This window comes from Egbenema bharatensis FJBBOT/2019 (genome assembly GCF_048077055.1).
Lineage (GTDB): Bacteria > Cyanobacteriota > Cyanobacteriia > Elainellales > Elainellaceae > Egbenema > Egbenema bharatensis.
In genome coordinates, this window is sequence record NZ_CP182236.1 from 6,427,377 (window position 1) to 6,449,308 (window position 21,932).

The window sequence follows — 21,932 nt, forward strand, 5'->3', positions numbered from 1 at the left end:
TGTGACACACAACCGATTTGACTGCCGTAACTAGTGAGTTCGTAATCCTATTGTGACGACTCCAGAGGTCAGTCACCAGTCCCCCCAGGGGTACTTTTATGCGTACTTTGATCTGTGCTGTAACGGTGAGCAGGGACAATAATGTAACCCGTGCTCAGAGACTCTTCTGGAGTGGCAGCTCCCAGCACCCAGTTGCGATCGACTCCCCAATACCACCAGTGCCCCGCAACGTAGGCACAAATTAAACTATCCAACTGATCTTCCAGGGCTTTTAAACCTGCGCTGGTGTAGGGAACATCCATCATCAGCGAGTGATCTGGCTCCATTCCAGCCAGTTGTAGGGGAGGATCGAGCGTTGGCAGGATCATTAGAATATAGTCTCGCAGCTTGATTAGCTCTCTACGTCGTTCTGCAACTTTTCCCTTCTTGTACTTGAGAATTCGCTCTAGCCTGAATAGATGAACGATCGCCGGATGGGGGAACACCTCAATCTGATAACGCCCCAACTGTTGCGGAATCAGTATGGGAGCATGAACAAAACCACGCGCTTCCAGGCTTAACCCCAGACCTACCGTGCGCGCAGCAAAGGGCCGCCCCAAATTTGCCGGATAACATCCAGCATGATACCGCCCAAAGTATTTATGGGTGAGTCGATCGGGCAACCGCATCCCTGTAGGATTGGGAATCAAGGTAGGAGCATCAACTGCAACGATCGCAGGCTGATCGAAACCGGCCCAGCGATCGACCCAATCCAGAATGTCGGGAACTTCACTCAGACGAACCAAATCTCGCAGTCTCATCGAGCCTTGATGCCATTCCAGACAGCAAAGACCGCTTGGCTGCGATTGCCAACCGAAATCAATTCCTAGACATTTCATTCAAACGTCATCAGCCAAAAGCCATTCAGGAGGCAACGTGATGATATCCGCGCCACACCCCAACCAGCACCCCCTGAACCACGACATCCGTTGCGGTTGCCTCAATGGGCGTATAGTTGCGGTTTGCTGGCTTCAGCATCACCTCATTTCCTTTGCGGTGATAGTACTTCAGTGTCGTACCGTCACCCCCCACCCGGGCAGCCACGATCGTGCCATTCTTCAGGGTTTGCGGATCCTGGATGGGCCGCATGATCACCACATCACCATCATCGATCAGGGCATCGATCATACTATCCCCCCGAACGCGCAGGGCATAGTCTCCCGGACGCAGCAGGGTACTGGATAGATCAAGCTGTTCAACGGTATCAGTAAAGGACTCAACGACTGAACCCGCAGCGATCGCTCCTAAAATAGGAATTCCCATTGGTTTGAGAACCCGGATCGTTCGGGCTTTGCCTTCCGTCCAATCAATGTAGCCCTTATTTCTCAAATGCTCGAGGCGACTTTGAATGGGGGCTGGCGATTTCAGACCCATTGCACGCATCATCTGGCGGATGGAGGGAGAATGCTGATTCTCACGAATGTACTCCACCAACCAATCGTATAGTTGTTGCTGGACTTCAGTTAGGGCATCCATAGAACATAAGGTAGAGCAAACAAGATAGGGGTTAACGTAAGGGTGAACCATACAGCGTGAACCATACAGCGTAAGCCATTTAGCGTGAACGATTCCGTGCAGAGCACGACGCAGATCACGGTACAGATTACGGTGAGATTACTATAGTACAGATCACTCCTCAGAACATTTGTACCACCAAATACCGCGCTTGTCTAGCCTTTAGACAAATATTTCTAAAATATTTCTAAAAAAAATATTTCAACTTCGGAGACCGTCATCGGAATTGGTCTGGAATCTGTAGGGACAATCGCTACAGCGTTTCCAGATACTTCAACAGATCCGCCATCTCCTGCGGACTGGGTTGAAACTGGGGCATGGGAGGCGTTTGCCCACTGGTCACCTGATGAATCAGCCCAATCCGAGTTTTACGAGACCCCACATGATGCAAGCTGGGCCCAACCCGACCATCCGCATTTAAGCCATGACATACAGAACAGTTTTGCTGAAAAATGACCTGCCCTCTATCAGAATCGCCCTGGGAAGATAACACACTCTGAATGTATGGATCAGAATGACGCATCTGATACACTCCAAAGACGACCAAAAGCACCACCAGCAAAACTGCCAGCCCTGCCAAAATGATTTTTCTAGCGGGACGCTCCTCCCTGATTGGAGTATCCATGTCGGTGATCTGATTATCCAAAAGCTTTTGGGTCAACACTCTGAAATGGCTCGGATGGTTTGGTTAACAATATACCTAAAGAATTTAACTTACTTCATGTTAGACGGTGGCAAAATTTAAGGTTTTCAAAGCATTTGCTGCATTCCCTGATCCTATTGTACGCCTTTCCATCTGACTTCAATCCCTGCGAAGCCTTTTGGTCAGGCTATCGTGGTAGTCCCTTGATGGTTCAGGGAAGACCTCTGCGATCGCCTGTACCGTCCTATTGATTATGATAGACGGCTACAAAATGTTACGGAGTTTTCTCAGTCTATGAATTTGGTACAATCCAGGTTAGCGATACGGAGGTTGAGTTGTGGTAGAACCCTTACTTTCAGGAATTGTTTTAGGTCTGATCCCTGTCACTTTGGCAGGATTGTTTGTGGCGGCGTACTTACAGTACAAGCGAGGCAATCAGTTCAATCTGTAGGATTGTCAGTACCCATTTCCTGACTCTGGGCAGGGGACAGGGGAGGTTCATCTCCTGATCCTGCCTGATTTTTTTGCAGCTATGGTCTATGAAGGGGCTGCCGATCGATAGAAGGTGATGGCTGTAGTGCCGTAGCTTTTCAGACGCGATTGGGTCAACTGGCCCATCGCATCGGGTAAAACTCGATCAGGATGATGCTCTACCGCCAATTCTCCTTCCGGCGCAAGCAGTTCGTGTTCGGCCAGCAGGTTCAGAACTGGCTCGTACAGATCACTCGCATAGGGCGGATCAAAGTAGATGCGATCGAAGGTCTGTCCAGCCAGGTCAGGTAATCGCTGCACCACATTACCCCGAATCACCCGAAAGTCTTGCTCCGGATCAGCAACCTGGGCCCAGTTTTGTTGAATTACCCCACAGGCTCGCCCCGACTGCTCAATCCCAACCACAGCCCTGGCTCCCCGACATAACGCTTCGGCTCCCATTGCCCCCGTGCCAGTACACAAATCCAACCAGCGACAGCCGGAAATGTTCCCCTGCCAGATATTAAATAAGGCTTCCCGAACTCTCGCTGGAGTGGGGCGGGTTGCCTGGCCAGGCAGGGTCTTCAGTTGGCGATTGCCATAAATGCGGAGGGCCATGAGCGTGAGGAATTAGCTGGCTCCGACGAGTTGCTGACTGTTCACCAATGCTACAAAGTTGGAGAGGATTTGTAGCCCGGCCGTTGAAGACTTTTCTGGGTGAAACTGGACTGCCATCAGATGGTCACGGGCGATCGCAGCGGTAATCGTCTGGCTGCCGTGGGTGATGGTTGCCGCAGTGGTGTGCGGATCGGCGGGATCGGCATAGTAGGAATGGACGAAATACATCCAGGACTGTGGTGGAAGATTTTGCCACAGGGTCAGATTGGGTTGGGTCAAGTCCAGTTGATTCCAGCCCATGTGGGGAATGGTGATACCGGGTTCATGGCGAAACCGTCGAACCATGCCCGGCACAACCCCCAGCCCTGGCTCATTTCCTTCTTCACTGCCATCAAACAGAATTTGTAGCCCCAGACAAATTCCCAAAAATGGTTTGCCACTGGCAATGATATCTTTCAAGGGCTGAATCAGATCGCGGGAACGCAAATGCTGAATCGCAGGATCAAAGGCTCCTACCCCCGGCAGGACGATCGCATCGGCTTGTTCGAGTTCTCGGGCTGAATCGGTGACATGCGTGACCGCTCCGGCATTCTCCAGCCCTTTACAGGCGGAGTGAAGATTGCCCATGTCATAATCCACCACTGCGATCGTTGTCATACCCTCTCCCCTGGACTAGCATTCCGTTGATTAAACACTCTCTCAATCCTATGGCAAAATCTGCCCCATGTAGTTCCGCCAGAGCAGAGCCGCATTGCCACTGCTTCCCGATGTCGGTGTATTGTCATCATTTCCCAACCAAACGCCCGTCACCAGAGTCTGGCTTGGAATGTACCCCACAAACCACAGGTCAGCATTGTCAACATTCGTTCCCGTTTTTCCAGCTTCGCCATATCCCAGGGCAGCACCTCCCCCCGTACCACTGCGAATCACCCCTTGCAGCAAGGAAGTCATTGTATCCGCCACGCCCGGATCGAGAACCGGAAGATTGGCTTCGCTACTCTGCCCAAACTCGTAAATCGTGCGGCAGGTATCCGGCTCGTTGACATCTGTACAATCGCTACTGTCTAAAATCCGGCTGATCGTATGGGGACGGTTTCGCACTCCCCGGTTAGCCATTACACCGTAAGCTCCGGTTAGTTCCAGCAGGTTAACTTCACTCTGACCCAGCACCAACCCTGGCACGGGAGCCAGCTCCGATCGAATGCCTAACCGTTGTGCCATGCGCACCATATTATCTAAGCCTGCCTGCTGGGCAATCCGCAGGGCCACGACGTTCTCAGACAGGGCAAGGCTGGTATACATATCCAGACTGCCACTCCGTCCCGATCGACAGCCTTCAAAGGTCTGCCCCATCCAGCTCATAGAATCACAGGAATAGGAAGACCCTGAGGGAATGCCCTGATTCAGTGCCGCAGCATAGGCAAACACCTTAAAGGTGGAACCGGGTTGGCGGAGAGCCTGCGTTGCCCGATTAAACTGGCTTTGCTGATAGTTAACTCCACCCACCAGGGCTAACACTTCTCCAGTTGAAGCATCCAGGGTGGCAATGGCCCCCTCCGAATAACCCAGCACAGAGCCTGTTCCCGCAACTTCTGCCTCCAGAGCTGCTTCCGCTGCCGCCTGCATGCCTAGATTGACTGTGCTTTCAACAATGAAATTCCCTTCCCGCGCCAGTTGGTCGCCAAGCAAATCTTCCAACTCCGCCAGGACATGACCGTAAAAATAGGGGGCACGAATGCTCTCCAGTTCTTCGATCGCCCTGGGATTAATTTCAATCCGGGAACGTCTGGCCCGCTGAGCATCTTCCACACTGACTGAACCCTGGGTCACCATACGGTTAATCACCCGATCGCGCAGTTCCACCGCCGTTTCATAGTCCCGCACGGGGTTAAAGTTATTGGGAGCTGGCAAAATGCCCACCAGGGTTGCCGCTTCCGAGAGGGTGAGATCACTGGCGGACTTACCAAAATAGAACTGTGAGGCATCCTCAAAGCCGTAGTTGCCGCTACCCAGATAGACCCGATTCAGGTAGGTCAGCATCAGGTCATCTTTGCTGTAGAAAGTTTCCAGCTTCAGGGCAACTACCGCTTCTCGAAGCTTCCGGCCAGCCGAATCCTCTGTTCCTACATAATCTCGAAATACGCTCCGAGCTAACTGCTGAGTGACGGTACTACCTCCCTCGCGGATGCCGCCCCCCTGAATGTTGGCGACGAGTGCCCGCAAAATACCGAGCGGGTCAACGCCCAAATGCCAGTTGTAGCGAGAATCTTCCGAGGCAATCACTGCATCAGCCAGATAGGGCGAAAAGTCGCGCAGGCTGCTGAGTTCCACGTGGGCCCGGGTTTCCACAGGGCGAAGGGGCGTTTCTCGATCGCGGGCATAGACCACGACGGGGCCCTGTACCGAAGCTGGCAGGGGATACACGCTAAATTTTTGCCACTCCAGCCCAACCCATGCGGCAACCAGAGCCGTTGCTCCCGTAAAACCGTACAGCCCATACCGAGCGGCCTTCACGTACCAGGGCGGTGGGTAGTTGTACTGAACCTGCACCGCCGCGGCTAACTCTGGCGGCCCCAGGGTCAACACATCTCCGTGCCGCAGGGGAAGCTTTGTGATCCGCCGCTTACCCCGATAGATCCCATTGGTTGACTTCTCATCCTGCAAAACGAAGGGGGCACTACGCTGACGTTTATCGCGCGTCAGGGATAAGTGCACCTGGCTGACCACCGGGTTGCGCACCACAATGTCGCACGATCGAGAGCTACGCCCCAGTTTGTAATATTCTCCGACCAGGGGATAAACTTTCGATTGCGGATCTTCGCCATCCTGAATCCAGAGTTCGGGAACCCTGGCATTGGGCTTCAGTACCAGTTGAGTAAAGTTGACCCGCGCTCTCACCGTCTGGACGGCTCGTGTAAGTGCCCCCAGGATCGTATTGGAATTCGATGAAGGGGGGTTGGGAGCAGGCACAGGGGATGGATTAGGCGAGGGATCGGGTGATGGCGGATTGGGATAGGTCGGATCAGGCTCATTCGATCGATGAGACGATCGGTTCGCCTGATGGGACGGCTGATTGCGAGGATCAGGGGATGGGTTAGGAGTCTGCGGTGATGTCATGCACGCTCAACACAGGAGTTAACCAAAACAACAGCTACAAGTCCAGTTTGTTAGTTTCCGGATTGCACGCTAGCCGACCGAGTTGAAAAACTACAATCGGCTATGCACCATTCTACTGATTGTCTAGGAGAATGCCCTGAACTTTGTCAAATCCATAGAAATCTAGAGCCATCTCAGCTATGCCAAGCCTCAATTCGGAGGCAGACAGCGGTTGAATGAGCCAGTCAATGTCAAAACAACTACGGGCAGCGTCCTTCAGAGTACTCATCAACACCTCCATCCCAGCTTGACTAGATGTCAGGGGCAAAACCGGCGATTTTTGTTCTACACCAAAAGCTTGATGAAATAACGCTGGATCTGGATTGAGTACCATTGAGCCGTGTTGCAGAATGGCATTGCCGCGTCGCAGTTGGGCACTGCCGATGAGCTTGCTTCCGTCCGTCATGACCAGATCGGCCCCTGTCGCCGTGCCAAAACAATTGGGGTTATGAATGTAGCCTCGTCCTGCTGCCCCATACTGAAGGGAAATTCCGATCGCCTGCCATCCTTGAATCAGAAATTCACAGATCTTTTGATAGGACTGCATCCGATTTCCAGCAAGCCCAGAAGTAATCACGGCATAGGTCAAATCCCCTTGATGCAGAACTGCCCTACCCCCACTGGGTCGGCGCACCAGATCGATCGACTGCCCCTGCCACACCAGATTTTCCCAAAATTCGGGATACCGTCGCTGATGGTACCCCAGAGAGATGGCCGGGGGCGACCAGGTGTAGAACCGTAATGTAGGCGGATGGTTTCCTTGGCGATGCTGTTCCAGCAACCAGGAGTCGATCGCCATCTGAATTGCGCCCGGAGCGTGGATGGGAGGAATATAACGCCAGGTGTTCATGGCAGGAATAACTCAGGCTGTAAAGTTTTGGCGACACCAATTCTTTACTTTACGAGCAACACCGACGGGTTGGGCAAAAACTGGCACAGTTTCAAACCATTTGTATCCTGCAATATTACTGGGAGATGATCTTTGAAAGCCTAAGCTTGGATTTGCAAGGACTGTGTTGATCTCTGGATTCTGACGGCGCAAGGTTGAATAGGCTCCATCCACGTGCATTGGGCCTCCTGCCGGATGTCCAGGGGGACGCATTAAAACGGTTTCCAGAAAGTCAACCAATTGCGCGATCGTTGTTTGGTTAACCGCCAGAAAGTGCGCCAGCGTCAACGCTTCAGAATAGGATTGAAAAATGCTCTCTCCGCGTTGGGTAAAGTTTATCCCATGACCCAGGTAAGCGAAATCCCAATCCAGTTGCTGCAATTCATTCACGATCGCATTTTGCTGTTCAATCAGAAAGCGAGTGAAGGACAAATCATCTTCCATGATGAGCAAATTGTTTAGTTTTTGCTTTTTGGCTTCCCTCAGTACCTCCAGATGACTCAGGAAGCAGCCTCTGGAACCCACACTGGGGAACTTACCGCGATCGGCGGGTTTAATGGCAGGAAAGAAAATAACTTTCTCTGGTGATTCAACTGAACCCAGCCGTTTCAATTCCTGCTTCATTGCTTCACGGCGATCGAATCTTTCGGGAAGATTAATGATGTAGGCTTTGTCGAAAAAATCTAGCAAAGGAGATTGAGATGGCATAAAATTTTCCTGCCTGAGTAGCAATGAATCACAACTATTGCATCGAGATGCTGTTCACCCAAATTTGGTATCCGAACGAACCAGTACTTCGTCCAATCACGAAATACAACGCTGCCAGATTTGGCACTGCGAAAGTGATATTGCTCTCTATCGAATTAATACTGGATACACCGCCTGGTATCAGGATAGTCAATACCTGCGGAGCAAACCTTCATCCTAAAGGAATAGGTGCAGCTAGTTGCCTGACCCCAGGGACGACTGGACTAGGATACCAACGACAATCCATCAGGAGGCGGTTTAGAAAATAGGTCATTCTCTCCCTAACAACAGACGGATCGGGCAAAGCAACGCATGGGTTTTCCTTCCGTCGAGAAAGGCTGGTACCCGCTTGAGCATCTTGAGTCAGGACTTCCCAATTGGCTCCCAACTCAGAAGCGACTAAGCCATAGTGATTAAACAAATCGCTGATATGGTGCTGTGGGGAAATGTTCAGGTCTTCATATCGCAGCGTATGGAAGGGAATAGAGTCATTGCGAAGCTGCTCATACCGATACATCACTGAAAGCCAGGCCACAATGAAGAGATCGATAGCATAAGGATCGGCGTAGTCTATCTCCTGCCCATAGTGTTTAAGCAAAGGCATCATTCGACTAAAAGTATCGATCCGGGTTTTGATGATAGGTAGAAGATCCTTCACAAAATCAAACACCTGGATTGAAGAATTCACAACCGCTTCAAGATCACGATAAAGAAAGATATTTTGCGTTTGTGGAAAAGCTCGATTTATCAAGTCACAAACTTCGATACAAAAGCTGCGAAGTTTCAATACATAAGTAGATACATTTTTTTGAGGAGAGGGCTTGCAAACCAGCCGCAGGCAACTCTGGAGCAATTTAAGAAGCTCGCACTCATTGCTACCACCAGGCTCTCGCAGTAACACAATTTGGGAGAAAACGTCGGGTTCAGACAAACTTGAGGCACCTGAAGCCTGCGCAAAAATCTTACTGAGCCAGGTTGATCCACACCGCCCCACAGAATAAATGACCACCAGTTGGTCAATGTTTTTCTCAGCAACATCTGCCAGCTCATACAACGTTTCAAAGCTGGTTAAAAATAGGCGACGGGCATAGCAATATTGACTCTGATAGTAAAAAGGAGGAAGGGAAATATCAATCTCTGGATCGGTCTCAACAAAGATAGCTTTTCGTTGAGTAGGATCAACGGAGTAAAGGCTAATGGCCGGATTGTTCAAAATAACTGTAGCATCAACAATTCCTATTTCCGAGTATTGGAAATCATTCGGACTGACTAATGCGTAGTCATTGGATCGAACCTTCTGCTGAATCCTGCAAACAGTTGCTTCCATAGCGAATAGAGGAGCCTCACTCAGTTATCAGTTTATGCCAGAGCAACCACTGCTCTGGGTATTCTTGAATGATTGCAGATAAAGGCTGAAGCAGATCTTCCAGTGTATCTTTCAACACTTCTGGTTCATGCAATTCTTCTTTACCAAGGCGTAGAATTGGATAAAGCTTATATACCAATTGGCAACGACAAAGATAATGAGAGACAGAAAGAATTGGAATATCAAAGGTAGCTGCTAATCGCAAAATTCCAGTTTTAAGAAAAACAGAATGGTTCATCAGTTTGGCTGGCAGGATATTAGAAGTCGTTTTCTCCTGTGGACTATCGATCAACGCCAAAATGATCGCACCTTTTCTGAGGTGATGCCTTAAGGAAAGCAGTCCATTTCGATCGTTAGGAATAAAGTGAAGTCGCTTCGATTGAACCCAGGTTTCCTTCAGCTTAGAAACTCGGCTCAGGTTGACAAGTCCATATAAAATAACAATATCCTTCGTTGTATCCTCTAAAATGGCAATACTAATAAGATCAATTAATAGTGTGAACCCAGAAACGTGATAAACCAAAACAATCAGAGATGGAAAATCATGATGTTTTCGCAGGCTCTCTTTCATCCTTACAAATGAATAGGGAAAAAACGAAGCGGGCTTGATCAGGCTGCTTGCCGAGTCAATTATTGTTTTCTCAAGGAAAAAATTTTGAATCAGCTTATCTTTGATCCGCAATTTCACCTTTGGATTCAATTCGCAGTATTCCAAGAGATTTTTTACTGATGCATCAACCAGACTCGGATAAAAGCGACATCCTCTGACCTGCAACCACCTCAGCATGACTCTGAGGCTCAGGGATAGGAGCCACCAGATTAATGCTTCTTTGATTCTGAGAAAAATCATTTTGGCTGACGACAGTTGGTGGGTAGGGTGATGCCAAAACGCAAAAGTGGGCTATCCCTCTGGTCTATACAATCCCAAAGATCGCTATGGACAAAGAGCGTAGCATAACTCGATCGAGCAAATCAACTTAAAAATGTTACAGTTCAATCAACCGATCGCCCCTGCCCACCACCATGAACCCGCAAACCGTCGTTGGAGAATACCGCACCTATTCCGATCGCACTGCCACCCACGATCATCCCTTTGCCCAGTTCATTTTGCCGCTTCAGGGACAATTGCTGATTGAAACATCACAGCATCACCTGGAACTGGATACTGCGCATCTGTTTTTTCTACCGCCCCACTGTCAGCACACCTTTTGCTCCAAAAACACCAATCAATTTCTGGTACTGGATATTCCAGAACGCTTCCTGTTGAGCAATTTGGATCAAACCATGGGGAATGGCTTCAGTGTCGTCGTGGATGAGCGGTGGAATGCAGTGCGATCGCTGTTTGTTTCAGAAGTGCAGCAGGCTGAATTGGCTGAAACTGATTTGACCCAGCTTTTTCAATATGCCTATGGGCTACTGCAACGGGATTATAGACAAACGCAACCTGCCAGTCCGCGATCGATCGAATTTATCCATAACCATTTGCATCAACCGATTTACCTCAACCAACTCGCCCAACTGGAAGGCTACACGCTCACTTACTTCTGCGACTGGTTCAAAAAGCAGACGGGCATGACTCCCAATGCCTATCTACAATCCCTGCGGCTACAAAGGGCAAAAACGCTGCTGGCTGACACCGATTGGTCGATTTCGCACATTGCCCAGCAAGTTGGTTACGATCATCCTGCTTCGCTCACGCGACTGTTCCGCCAGTGCGAGCAGATCACACCGATCGCCTATCGTCACCACATCCGAAAAATGGCTCGGTCATAACTGAATAATGGTTAATTCTTAGATGTGCGAATTACCTACAATCCATTACAGAAGAGGTTTCGCCCATAGATGACCATGACTTCCACTCCCCGCACCCTCCGTCCCACCCTGATTGGCTTTACCGCTATTCTGATGTGGTCTACCCTGGCATTGCTCACTACTCAGAGCGGCACGATTCCGCCGTTTCAACTCACTGCAATGGCCTTTTCGATCGCCTTTCTGATTGGGCTGATATTTTGGTTCCACAAAGGCGGTAACATTTTGCATCATCTCAAGCTGCCCAAAGGTGCATGGATACTCGGTATTGGCGGATTGTTTGGCTATCATTTGTTTTACTTTATCGCTCTCCAAAACGCGCCTGCGGTTGAAGCCAGTTTGATTGCTTACCTGTGGCCATTGTTGATTGTCCTGTTTTCCGCCCTGCTTCCTGGCGAGCAGTTGCGCTGGTTTCATGGAGTTGGTGCAGGCATGGGCTTTCTGGGGGCAGGGTTACTGGTGACAGGGGGAACTCATCTGGACTTTGACCCCCAGTATGCGATCGGTTATCTCGCCGCTCTGATCTGTGCTGTCACCTGGTCAAGCTATTCTGTTCTTTCCCGTCGCTATGGGGCAATTCCAACGGATGCGGTGGGTGGATTTTGTGGTGTAACGGCTGTTCTGGCGTGGCTCTGTCATGGAGCGTTTGAGACAACTGTATGGCCAATGGGCTGGGAGTGGGCAGCTATTCTAGGCATGGGATTGGGCCCAGTTGGATTGGCTTTTTTTACCTGGGATTATGGTGTAAAGCACGGCAACATCAAGCTGCTAGGAGCACTTTCCTACACTGCTCCTCTCCTCTCAACCCTGCTGTTGATCGCCTGTGGATTGGCTGAACTATCCTGGGTGCTGGGACTTGCTTGTCTGCTAATTATTGGCGGTGCAGTGCTGGCGGCTGGGGATTTTCTGAAGCGATCGGAACTCTAATTCCTTTCTCCCTACCTCATTCATCAATGGACGATCGCAATTCATCCCTACCTCATTTCATCAATGGGCGAACGCAATTCGCCCCTACATTCCTATTTCCTACTCTCCACTCCCTACTCCTTGAACGGACGATCGCTATTTGCCCCTACCCCACCGGCTTGATCCGATAAAATCCGATCGCTCCATGCCAATTCACAACTTGATTCCGTAATGATTGAGTTAGAACATTCTTAATTTTAGTCACTTCTGATTCAGATAAATGATGGGCAAGCTGATCTGCGTAGCTGGGCCGATCGGGGTTAGTTGTGAACCAGCGATCGAGTAGTGCCGCAGTAATACTGAATTGATTTTGGATGGATTCTGTTTGTAGGTTAACCTGCCAACCCTGGGTTTCTAACTGTGACGCTAACTCCATCACCTCCCAATTCACCATTGGATTCTGTAAGTCATGGTAGATTGCTTCCTCTGCCTGAATCCATTTCTGGTATAGCTTTGTACTCACTCGATCGGGTTCTACCAATTGATAAAGCCGTTGGGTTTGCCGAGCGATCGTTTCCGCCAATACGATCATTCCTTCCGGTTGTAGTCGATTCATCAACGATCGCACCACTGCCACTTTATCGGGTTGGTTTAACAGAAGATTTCGCCCGATGATGCGATCGAACTGCATCTGGTTGCCAATTTTTTGGGCAATCCTGTCATCAAAAGTATCAGCAGAATTTAAATGGGAGAAATCTACCTGGAGCACCACTGGACGACGTAATTCGGGTAGTAAAATCGCCTGCTCTCGTAACGCCTCTGCATCGCTGGACTGCTCCACCCAGGCAAAGACTCCCCCCTCTGGAACCTGCCGGACAGCCTCCCAGGTAAGTAATCCACTGCCAGCATTCACATCCAGAATCAAATGATGCCGTTGCGGATTGGCTAAAGAAAACACCCGATCGCGGATCATCGCCAGCCGTTCTCCCGTTTGGCTGATCGTGCGTTGGAGCCAGCGATCGGTAACTGAATCCGCCGGACTGAAGGTGAGAATTTCCGGTAAGGCGACTCCCGTTCCCTCCACCATTGCCGTTAACTGCGCCTCTCGATGCCGAGCTACCTGCTGCTGTACCTGGGACTCATAACCGCGATCGGAGGGTCGATAAAACACCTGACCTTGCAGACTTCCTGGTAAATATTGCTGGGCCACCCAATGCTCTCGATAGGAATGGGGATACAGATAGCCAGCCCCATGACCAAATCCATGCTTATCTCGCTTGGCATCCCGTAAGTGGTTGGGCACCTCCCCTTCCCGCTCCTGCTCTACCGTCGCCAGGGCATCAAAGAATCCCATTACACTATTCGATTTAGGAGCCGTTGCCAGATACAGGGCAGCATGGGCAGGGGATAGCGACCCTCCGGCATTCCCACGCGATCGAACGACTCGGCACAGGCATTTACAATTCCCACTGCGTTCGGATCTGCCAGTCCCACATCTTCACTCGCCAGGATCAACAGTCGCCGAAAAATGAAACGCGGATCTTCTCCGGCGTAAACCATTCGCGCTAACCAGTACAGGGTGGCATCGGGATCAGAACCGCGTACACTTTTAATGAAGGCACTAATCGTATCAAAGTGAGCATCGCCTTCCTTATCGTATAGAACTGCGCGTTGTTGAATGGATTCTTCTGCGACGGATAACGGGATCACGATCGTGCCCTCTTCGTTCGCAGGGGTTGTCTCCACCGCAAGTTCCAGAGCATTCAATAACGCTCTCGCATCACCGTTTGCCACATTCACTAAATGGGACAATGCCTCTGGCGCAATCTCTACCTTTAACTGTCCATATCCTCGTTCCCGATCGGATAAAGCCTGTTCTGCCACACGGTACAAATCATTCGCTTCCAGCGGTTTCAGCTGAAAAATCCGCGATCGGCTGACCAGAGCCTTATTCACTTCAAAGTAGGGATTTTCCGTTGTCGCTCCAATCAAAATTACCGTGCCATTTTCCACCCAGGGCAGCAGGGCATCCTGTTGTGCCTTATTAAAGCGATGCACCTCATCCACGAACAGGATCGTTTTCTGGCTATACATCCCCCGTTTGTCCTGGGCCGTGCCGATCGCCTCTCGAATGTCCTTCACGCCCGCCAGGACTGCATTGATTGAAATAAAATGAGCGCGAGTTGCATTAGCAATAATTCGAGCCAGGGTTGTCTTTCCCGTTCCCGGTGGCCCATAGAGAATCAACGATGAGAGCTGATCTGCCTGAATCGCCCGCCGCAACAATCGCCCCTGACCCACGATCGCATCCTGCCCAATAAACTCATCCAGCGTCCGAGGTCGCATCCGGGCCGCTAGCGGAGCTTCAGTTTCAGTCAAAGTTTGCCGGTGCTGCTCAAACAGGGTCATGGGAGGGAGGAGGCTCCAGTTCAGTGCGATCGCGGATGATATGGCTGATTTCGACTTCTAATCTTATCTCGCAAGCACCGATTCGATCGCTCAGACCCGATCAGCAGCCCCAACCTGCATCAGTCCTCACCCCTCACCCCTCACCCCTCACCCCTCACTCCTCACTCCTCACTCCTCACTCCTCACTCCTCACTCTCAAAACACATAATCCAACACCACCACCCTGGATCCTGATTCCGGTAAATCCGCCGGGCTGAGGCTAATGGAATCACTCCGCCGATCGATCGGGGTATCGCCCATCAACGCCAGGAAGTTATCGAGGGCAACAATCTCACAGGCTGCGGTGTCTGCTGCCTGAGTCAGGTATTGGGTTGGAATAATGATTCTGGGGTTGAGGGCTTGAATTGCGGCTCTGGCTTCCTCCGGGCCATAGGCTTTGGGCCCACCACCAACCGGAATGAACACGACATCTGGACGACCCATAAGGATCTGTTGCTCTACCGTAATGGGAGCCGCTGCACCACCCAGATGGAGGATATTACCAATTCCGCCCTGGTTCCATCGCCAGACAACATTCCGCCCAAATCGTCTGCCCCCCACCTGATCGTGATCGGTGCTGATGCCCTGTACCTGCATTCCGGGGAACTCAAAAATCCCTGGATCTGCTAACACCCGCGGATTTCCTGGCAAACCTTCGATCGCCCCCTCATCCAATAATCGACTGCTAATCATCACCAGATCTGCATTGACCTGGGGTTCCCGGTAGCCTGCCGTACAGCCGATCGCTCGAAATGGGTTCACCAAAATTCGCCGCCCATCTCCTGTAAACAAAAAGCACATATGCCCTAGAGACTGGATCGTGACAGACCCCGTTTGGGCTAACACCTGTTTTGCCCTGCCTAACCCTGCGGCTGCCAGCAACCCTGCTCCAGCAGATTGGACAAATTGACGGCGTTTCATTGATCTACCTCCTCGCGGGTCATGCCCGATCGTTGTCCCACACTCAGAATTTCAAACTAGGCAGTGTTGGTTACAAAAATAGTACAAACTGCAATCCTATAGCTTACCGGGATTTGGGACAGAAACGATCGCCATGTAGCAGGTTCAGAAATTGACCCACCAAAACAGGAACGATGGAGCAGGAACGATAGAGGCAGGTTAGATTGCGTCCAGAAAAATGGTTGAATGGTTTTGTATAGTCCATGTCTGGAGAAGATCAATGTTTGGCGTTATTTCCTACGTTGTGTTGGTTGGTGCAGCCTTTGCGACCGCACTGGGTTTGTATTTTGGATTGCGCTCCGCAAAGCTAATTTAGGCAAAGATAAAGATAAGGAAATTAAATCATCCCAACGGGTAGGGGCGAATTGCGTTCGCCCTTCCAAGGATTGGGGTAGAGGGAAGAAGGGAAGGATGCGCTTGATGGGGTGGACATCTTGCCCGCCCAGCCAGAAGAGCAGAACAAAATTCTTGTGGGGTAGGTATCTTGCCCGCCTAGCCAGAAAAGCAGAACAACAGCCCAGGCGATCGCCCAGGCAATTGAATCCTTAATCCTGAGAAAAACCAACTGACCAGAAATTCTTATGGGGTGGGCATCTTGCCTGCCCACTCAGAGAAGCAGAACAGCAGCCCAGGGGGATTGAATCCCCGATCCTTAGTAAGCTAACGTTTCTAACGTCTCCCGCAAATACCGACTTACCAACTGATCCAAACTAGCCTCAAACGCAACCTCCGACTCACCTTGCTCCGCCCGCCATCGTTGGAAGCCAGAACTCGCAGCGATCGCCCGCTTGAGGCTGTCCCAGGTTACGTTTTCAGAAAACTGGCTTTGAGTTGCAGAAACAGCAGCCATATCAACCTCAGTAAACGTCTCAACACAATAGAGAGAACACAACTAAAAATTTACCTTTCTCTCCTATTAAAAGAATAGCCCAGCCATCCCTGGAGGTTGTGTCGATGTACACGATCTCAGCCACTTGGGGGTATATTTTCCCCTACCTTTTCTGATACAAGTGATGGCAGATGCAGTGGGTAGTAGGGATGGCAGACACAGCTTCTGAAATTAACCTGGCAGAATTCATTGATCACGCACTTCTCGCTCCAACCGCGACCCCCCAGCAAGTGGTTCAGTGCTGTGCAGAAGCCGATCGCTTTGGTTTTGCGGCAGTCTGCGTTTACCCTGTTCACGTTTCCCAGGCAGTGGAACTGCTACACAACAAACGCCCCCAGGTTTGTACAGTCATCGGCTTTCCATCGGGGGCAACCACTTCAGCGACGAAACTATTTGAAGCCCAGGAAGCCCTGGAGAACGGAGCGACTGAACTCGATGTAGTGATTAACCTGGGTTGGTTGAAAGCCGGAAAAACCGAGTATCTCCATCGGGAATTAGCCGAGATTTGCGAAATTGCTCCGCTGGTCAAAGCAATTCTGGAGACAGGACTGCTGACTGCTGATGAGAAAAAGCTGGCGGTAGAAGTCTGCCTGGATGCAGGTGTTTCCTTCCTCAAAACCAGTACGGGCTGGTTTGGTGGAGCCACCGTTGAGGATGTCAAACTGCTGAAACGTCTATCCAAAGACCGTGTAGGGATCAAAGCATCAGGTGGAATTCGGACTCCAGAACAGGCGATCGAGCTAATTTTGGCGGGTGCAACCCGATTAGGAACCTCTCGTGGGCCTGATTTGATCCGCCAACGCGATAGGCTGGAAGAAGATCGCTAAAAAGTATGAGAATAAATGTATAGAAATCTAAGCCCAAAATCCTAACCCTGCCTCAGACGCTCTCCCTATTTACACTGACCTCTCTATTCTGATCCTCTTTATATGGCAAGCGGAACCTACAAGGCAACTGGTATTAACCTCAAGAGCGCACCTCTGGGGGAATCCGATCGCTTGCTGACCATTCTGACCGAGGAATACGGCTTACTGCGGGCGGTTGCGCCAGGTTCCCGTAAGTACAAGTCCAGTTTGGGCGGACGGAGTAGCTTATTTGTGGTCAATCAACTGCTGATTGCCAAGGGGCGAAATCTTGACAAGGTAATCCAGGCAGAGAGTTTAGAGTCCTATCCAGGATTAAGTCAAGATTTGTCTAAGCTCACGGCAAGCCAGTATCTCGCGGAGCTGGTTCTGTGTCAAGCCCTCAGCGACCAATCGCAAGCAGATCTCTTCCATTTGCTACGGCAACAGTTGAGCCAGCTTGAACAGTCTCCCTCTTCTGGAATTCTGCCCTGTTTAGCTCAATCCATGTTTCACCTGTTGGCGATCGCAGGGTTGGCTCCTCAGGTGCAAAGCTGCTGTGTAACGCAACGGCCTATTTCTCCCAACTTTACCGATCCCGATTGGCGGGTTGGCTTTAGTATCACCACGGGTGGAATTGTTAGCTTGTCTGCGCCTCCTCCCCTGGATTTGTCGGCCCGGCTTACGGCAACTGAGTTACAGTTACTCCAGCAATTACCTGCACCGCATTCGGCTGAATCAATCGCTGAATTGTCAGACATCAAGGTTCCGCCAATGCCCGATCGAGTCTCTAATCCGGCAACTGATCCAATTCCTCATCGAGCCGCCGATCGAGCTGCCGCCTACGCCGATCCCACCGCTCAGACGACTCCGCCAGGTGTGGAAAGTTGGCTGGCGGTAGAGCGAGTCTTACGGCACTACGCCCAGTATCATTTTGATCGACCCATTCGTTCGGCAGCCCTGATTGATCTTTGTTTTGTTTCTGTTCGTTCTCTCTCTCAACCCACTCCATGATGCGATATAACCCAGATCTCCAGTCCCCCACCCCTCGGACAGTGCCAGGTTCCCTAGAGTCGTCTGGCAGGGTTCAGTCTGGGCGATCATGTCGAGCGGCGAATCACTCTCCCCGGTTCCAACCTGCGATCGATCACGTATTTCACACAGAGCTGAATTCCCCCACGGAACAGGGAAGCCAGCGGAAACATCCTACCTCAGGCAGATATCCTGCCCCAGGCAAGGCATTTTCGGTGACAGGGGAGCGATCGGACTCGGATGAGTCGGAGGGAACCAATCCAGCTTCAGCGGTTGCTAAAACTGGCCCCAATCCAGGCCGGCTGCATCACCCTTCCAGCAACTCGTTGACGGGCGATCGCGCGGATCAGGAGTCGGGCAATGGCGGTGGACGGAACGGGAATCCTGGGCAGCATGGATTTAGCCCAGATCGATCGAATGAGCCTCTGAATGAGCCTCCGACACCAGCAGATGAAGAATCAGAGCCGGGACTCCTGCCCGTTTTGCAAAACCTGAACTTTTTGAAGCTATGGAGCGGTCAGGTTTTCTCTCAGTTGGCTGACAAGGTGTATCTGGTGTTGATGATTGCCCTGATCGCTAATCGCTTTCAATCCGAGGGGCAAACCATCAGCGGTTGGGTGACTTCGTTGATGATTGCCTTTACGATTCCGGCAGTCCTGTTCGGTTCGGTGGCGGGCGTATTTGTAGATCACTGGCGCAAACGGGCAGTGCTGGTAGCAACAAACTTGCTGCGGGGCGTGTTGGTTCTGAGCTTGCCGCTCTTGCTCTGGTCTGTGCATGGAATTGGATCCCTTGCGGGTCTGCCTGCGGGGTTTCTGGTGTTGCTCGTAGTTACTTTTCTGGTATCTACCCTGACCCAGTTTTTTGCCCCAGCGGAACAGGCGGCGATTCCCCTGTTGGTGGAACGGAAGCACCTCCTCTCCGCTAACTCCCTGTACACGATGACCATGATGGCTTCGGTAATCGTCGGCTTTGCTCTGGGAGAACCGCTGCTGGAATTGGCGGGTCGCTTCCTGGCTCCGATCGCCTCTCCGGTGCTCACCGATCCAGATTTTGGCAAAGAATTACTGGTGGGCGGCAGTTATGCGATCGCTGGATTAATTTTAATGCTGCTGAACAATAAGGAAACGGTTGCCTCGGATACCGATGAGTCCCTCCCAGATGTCTGGGCCAATATTCGAGATGGACTGCGTTACCTGAAGCAGCAATCCCATGTCCGTTTGGCCATGATTCAACTGGTCATTCTATTCTCGATTTTTGCAGCTCTGGCCGTCCTGGCTGTACGTCTGGCAGAGGTCATGCCTGAAATCAAATCCTCTCAGTTTGGCTTCTTGCTGGCAGCAGGTGGCGTGGGAATGGCGATCGGGGCAGTGGGAGTCGGTCAGTTTGGTCAACGGCTCTCACGGGCGCAATTAAGCCTCTACGGGTCGATGGGAATGGCAGCCTCGCTAGCGGCAGTTTCCTTTTTTACCCAACACCTTTTCCAACCCTGCCCCTCCTGGTTGCCCTGGGAGCCTGTGCCGCGATCGTAGGGGTGCCCATGCAAACCGCAATTCAGGAAGAAACGCCAGAGGAAATGCGGGGTAAGGTGTTTGGCTTACAGAATAATGCAATCAATATTGCCCTCAGCTTGCCCCTTGCCCTGGCGGGTGTAGCGGAAACATTTTTTGGGTTACAAACTGTATTCATTGGATTGGCAGTTTTGGCTCTATTAGGTGGTATTCTGGCTTGGTCGATTTCTCGGACGCAACTCAATCAAAATGCGTCATAACCCTCTAGAATCCTTAATACTAAGTTAAATGTTCCGCAACTACCGCAATTAACGTGAATGCATATTGCCTGGCTTGGAAAGAAATCTCCGTTCTGTGGCAACGTCACCTACGGCAGAGAAGTCACTAACGCTTTGTTAGACCGGGGGCATCGGGTCAGTTTTCTCCACTTTGCTCAAGAAGACGACGCGACTTTATCCCCGTCGGAGTGCCCAGAAGTTCCGATTCCATTTCTTTATAAATCGCAAATTTATACGATTCCGTCGCTGCGATCGTCCAAGGTGCTAGCTCGCGCCTTGAAAAAGCTGCAACCGGATGTGGTTCATGCCTCCCTCACCCTCTCGCCGCTCGATTTTGTCCTCCCCGAAATCTGCGAAGAGTTAGGGCTGCCCCTGGTCGCCACGTTCCATCCGCCCTTCGATCACAAACGCCGTAATCTCACCTCTGGTACCCAGCATTTGATGTACCAGCTCTATGCGCCATTCCTGGCTCACTACCATCGGGTCATTGTCTTTTCGCAAATTCAGCGCGACCTGCTGGTACGGTTGGGGGTTCCCCCTCACAAAGTGGCCGTGATACCCAATGGAGTAGACATCAATAAGTACTCTCCTGGACTCTCTCGGCTAAAGTCTGAACTCAATGCCCAACGCATTTTTGTGTATCAGGGACGGATCGCCGTTGAAAAAAACGTGGAATCGTTGCTGAAAGCCTGGAAGCATGCGGAAATGGCACCGGGCAGCAAGTTGGTTGTAGTGGGTAACGGGCCTCTGGCTCCCATGCTCATGAGCAATTACGGAGCTGATCTGGGGGTGGTCTGGATGGGGTTCATTGCCAATGAGCAGCAGCGAATTCAAATCCTGCGAGGGTCAGATGTGTTTATTTTGCCTTCTCTGGTGGAAGGACTGTCTCTCTCGCTGCTAGAGGCTATGGCCTGTGGAGTAGCTTGCGTCGCCACGGATGCCGGAGCCGACGGGGAAGTGCTGGAGGCAGGAGCCGGGGTGGTACTCAGCACTCAACAGGTTTCTACTCAGCTACGCACCCTGCTTCCCCTCTTCCGTGATCACCCGGAGGTCACCACGCTGTTAGGACGGAAAGCGCGCCAGCGAGTCCTCGATCGCTATACCCTCAGTGAAAACATTACGCGGGTAGAAGAGCTTTATCAACAAGTGCTTCAGCAACAGCACATTTACTCTAAAAGCCCTGTCTAGCAAGTACTACAGTCATTATTCAGCCTTAGTTTAGTTGCGGCCGTGCGGTATCACTGCCGCTTTTTTAGGGCCTGCAAAAGCACCTGTCAATGTAAACGAATGTAACAATATTGCTGTCATACCGTTCTAGCGTCTTGACAGTCCGGGTTTATGCGGATTATTCTGGCTTCCATACCCGGGTATTAACCATGTAGTCGTTATATGCAAGATAAACACAAAGTCACACTCTATCTCCCTCCAGAATTGCACCGTCAACTTAAGATTCGGTCGGCGGTTGAATTGGAACCAATGTCTACGATCGCAGAACGGGCCATCGTTTTCTATCTAGAACACTCTGATGTTGTGGAAGAGGTCGAAGCCGCCCACGGTCATACTCACAAAGTTTATGCTTGTCCAGAGTGTGCTAGTTCGCTGGTGATGAGGCAGGGAGAAATGACTTCAGTAGTTCAACAACCTACTGTTCTCCTCGAAGATGGAACATCATCCGCGAATGTATCGGAAGACCATTCTGATTCTGACCAGGAAAGTGAACAAGGCGAATTAGTCCCTTTACTGGGGTGAACTCTCTATCACTCTCTCCACAGATCATTCAATAGATTGATGATTTGTTTCCGTCCTCGAAGCA

The 21,932-nt window shown here is 51.0% G+C and carries 20 protein-coding genes and 2 pseudogenes; 9 read left to right on the plus strand and 13 right to left on the minus strand.

What is annotated here, in order from left to right:
* Positions 1-68: 68 nt before the first annotated feature.
* From ACM1PF_RS29905 to ACM1PF_RS29915, 3 genes are all read right to left on the minus strand, one after another.
* On the minus strand, positions 69-878 hold the full coding sequence (locus tag ACM1PF_RS29905) for a DUF429 domain-containing protein (RefSeq protein ID WP_416669986.1): 810 nt from the start codon (positions 876-878) through the stop codon (positions 69-71).
* A 25-nt stretch (positions 879-903) separates the two neighbouring features.
* Positions 904-1,515: a transcriptional repressor LexA gene (gene lexA / locus ACM1PF_RS29910; protein WP_416669988.1), complete on the minus strand. Its 612-nt coding sequence runs from the start codon at positions 1,513-1,515 to the stop codon at positions 904-906.
* A 292-nt stretch (positions 1,516-1,807) separates the two neighbouring features.
* On the minus strand, positions 1,808-2,179 hold the full coding sequence (locus ACM1PF_RS29915; RefSeq protein WP_416669989.1) for a c-type cytochrome: 372 nt from the start codon (positions 2,177-2,179) through the stop codon (positions 1,808-1,810).
* Positions 2,180-2,534: 355 nt separating this feature from the next.
* On the opposite strand from ACM1PF_RS29915, the gene petG reads away from it, so the two are divergent.
* Complete coding sequence (gene petG, locus ACM1PF_RS29920) at positions 2,535-2,648, plus strand: cytochrome b6-f complex subunit V (RefSeq protein ID WP_416669991.1); 114 nt, start codon at positions 2,535-2,537, stop codon at positions 2,646-2,648.
* Positions 2,649-2,734: 86 nt separating this feature from the next.
* On the opposite strand, the gene rsmD is transcribed toward petG, so the two are convergent.
* From rsmD to ACM1PF_RS29955, 7 genes are all read right to left on the minus strand, one after another.
* Positions 2,735-3,286 (minus strand): 16S rRNA (guanine(966)-N(2))-methyltransferase RsmD, encoded by a 552-nt coding sequence (rsmD, locus tag ACM1PF_RS29925; RefSeq protein WP_416669993.1) that lies wholly within the window; start codon positions 3,284-3,286, stop codon positions 2,735-2,737.
* A gap of 12 nt (positions 3,287-3,298) precedes the next feature.
* Positions 3,299-3,943 (minus strand): imidazole glycerol phosphate synthase subunit HisH, encoded by a 645-nt coding sequence (hisH, locus tag ACM1PF_RS29930; protein WP_416669995.1) that lies wholly within the window; start codon positions 3,941-3,943, stop codon positions 3,299-3,301.
* Positions 3,944-3,991: 48 nt separating this feature from the next.
* Positions 3,992-6,403 (minus strand): transglycosylase domain-containing protein, encoded by a 2,412-nt coding sequence (locus ACM1PF_RS29935; protein ID WP_416669997.1) that lies wholly within the window; start codon positions 6,401-6,403, stop codon positions 3,992-3,994.
* Between the two features lie 112 nt (positions 6,404-6,515).
* Positions 6,516-7,292, minus strand: coding sequence for a lipoate--protein ligase family protein (locus ACM1PF_RS29940; RefSeq protein WP_416669999.1), 777 nt, complete (start codon positions 7,290-7,292; stop codon positions 6,516-6,518).
* A gap of 12 nt (positions 7,293-7,304) precedes the next feature.
* Positions 7,305-8,039 (minus strand): glycosyltransferase family 25 protein, encoded by a 735-nt coding sequence (locus ACM1PF_RS29945; RefSeq protein WP_416670001.1) that lies wholly within the window; start codon positions 8,037-8,039, stop codon positions 7,305-7,307.
* A gap of 211 nt (positions 8,040-8,250) precedes the next feature.
* Positions 8,251-9,405, minus strand: a complete 1,155-nt coding sequence (locus ACM1PF_RS29950; RefSeq protein ID WP_416670003.1) for a sulfotransferase domain-containing protein — start codon at positions 9,403-9,405, stop codon at positions 8,251-8,253.
* Positions 9,406-9,421: 16 nt separating this feature from the next.
* Positions 9,422-10,231 carry a hypothetical protein gene (locus ACM1PF_RS29955; protein ID WP_416670005.1) on the minus strand — a complete coding sequence of 270 codons (810 nt, stop codon included), beginning with the start codon at positions 10,229-10,231 and terminating at the stop codon, positions 9,422-9,424.
* Between the two features lie 236 nt (positions 10,232-10,467).
* Here ACM1PF_RS29955 and ACM1PF_RS29960 point away from each other — a divergent pair, with 236 nt between their 5' ends.
* Positions 10,468-11,217, plus strand: a complete 750-nt coding sequence (locus ACM1PF_RS29960; protein ID WP_416670006.1) for a helix-turn-helix transcriptional regulator — start codon at positions 10,468-10,470, stop codon at positions 11,215-11,217.
* Positions 11,218-11,292: 75 nt separating this feature from the next.
* Positions 11,293-12,180, plus strand: a complete 888-nt coding sequence (locus ACM1PF_RS29965; protein WP_416670008.1) for an aromatic amino acid exporter YddG — start codon at positions 11,293-11,295, stop codon at positions 12,178-12,180.
* Between the two features lie 145 nt (positions 12,181-12,325).
* Here the strand turns inward: ACM1PF_RS29965 and ACM1PF_RS29970 are convergent.
* A pseudogene (locus tag ACM1PF_RS29970) lies at positions 12,326-14,568 on the minus strand (AAA family ATPase).
* A gap of 195 nt (positions 14,569-14,763) precedes the next feature.
* The gene (locus ACM1PF_RS29975; RefSeq protein ID WP_416670009.1) at positions 14,764-15,528 is read right to left on the minus strand and encodes an MBL fold metallo-hydrolase; all 765 of its coding nucleotides are present in this window, start codon (positions 15,526-15,528) and stop codon (positions 14,764-14,766) included.
* 259 nt (positions 15,529-15,787) lie between these two features.
* On the opposite strand from ACM1PF_RS29975, the gene petL reads away from it, so the two are divergent.
* A complete protein-coding gene (gene petL, locus ACM1PF_RS29980; protein WP_416670011.1) occupies positions 15,788-15,883 on the plus strand; it encodes a cytochrome b6-f complex subunit PetL in 96 nt (31 codons plus the stop codon).
* Positions 15,884-16,219: 336 nt separating this feature from the next.
* On the opposite strand, the gene ACM1PF_RS29985 is transcribed toward petL, so the two are convergent.
* Positions 16,220-16,417 (minus strand): hypothetical protein, encoded by a 198-nt coding sequence (locus ACM1PF_RS29985; protein WP_416670012.1) that lies wholly within the window; start codon positions 16,415-16,417, stop codon positions 16,220-16,222.
* Between the two features lie 188 nt (positions 16,418-16,605).
* On the opposite strand from ACM1PF_RS29985, the gene deoC reads away from it, so the two are divergent.
* From deoC to ACM1PF_RS30010, 5 genes and pseudogenes are all read left to right on the plus strand, one after another.
* Positions 16,606-17,283, plus strand: coding sequence for a deoxyribose-phosphate aldolase (gene deoC / locus ACM1PF_RS29990; RefSeq protein ID WP_416670014.1), 678 nt, complete (start codon positions 16,606-16,608; stop codon positions 17,281-17,283).
* Between the two features lie 102 nt (positions 17,284-17,385).
* Positions 17,386-18,312 carry a DNA repair protein RecO gene (gene recO / locus ACM1PF_RS29995; RefSeq protein ID WP_416670015.1) on the plus strand — a complete coding sequence of 309 codons (927 nt, stop codon included), beginning with the start codon at positions 17,386-17,388 and terminating at the stop codon, positions 18,310-18,312.
* Positions 18,312-20,101, plus strand: a pseudogene (locus ACM1PF_RS30000) (MFS transporter). Before recO ends, ACM1PF_RS30000 begins: the two are co-directional and overlap by 1 nt.
* A 57-nt stretch (positions 20,102-20,158) precedes the next feature.
* On the plus strand, positions 20,159-21,307 hold the full coding sequence (locus tag ACM1PF_RS30005) for a glycosyltransferase family 4 protein (RefSeq protein WP_416670017.1): 1,149 nt from the start codon (positions 20,159-20,161) through the stop codon (positions 21,305-21,307).
* Positions 21,308-21,508: 201 nt separating this feature from the next.
* Positions 21,509-21,868: a hypothetical protein gene (locus ACM1PF_RS30010; protein WP_416670018.1), complete on the plus strand. Its 360-nt coding sequence runs from the start codon at positions 21,509-21,511 to the stop codon at positions 21,866-21,868.
* Positions 21,869-21,932: the final 64 nt, after the last annotated feature.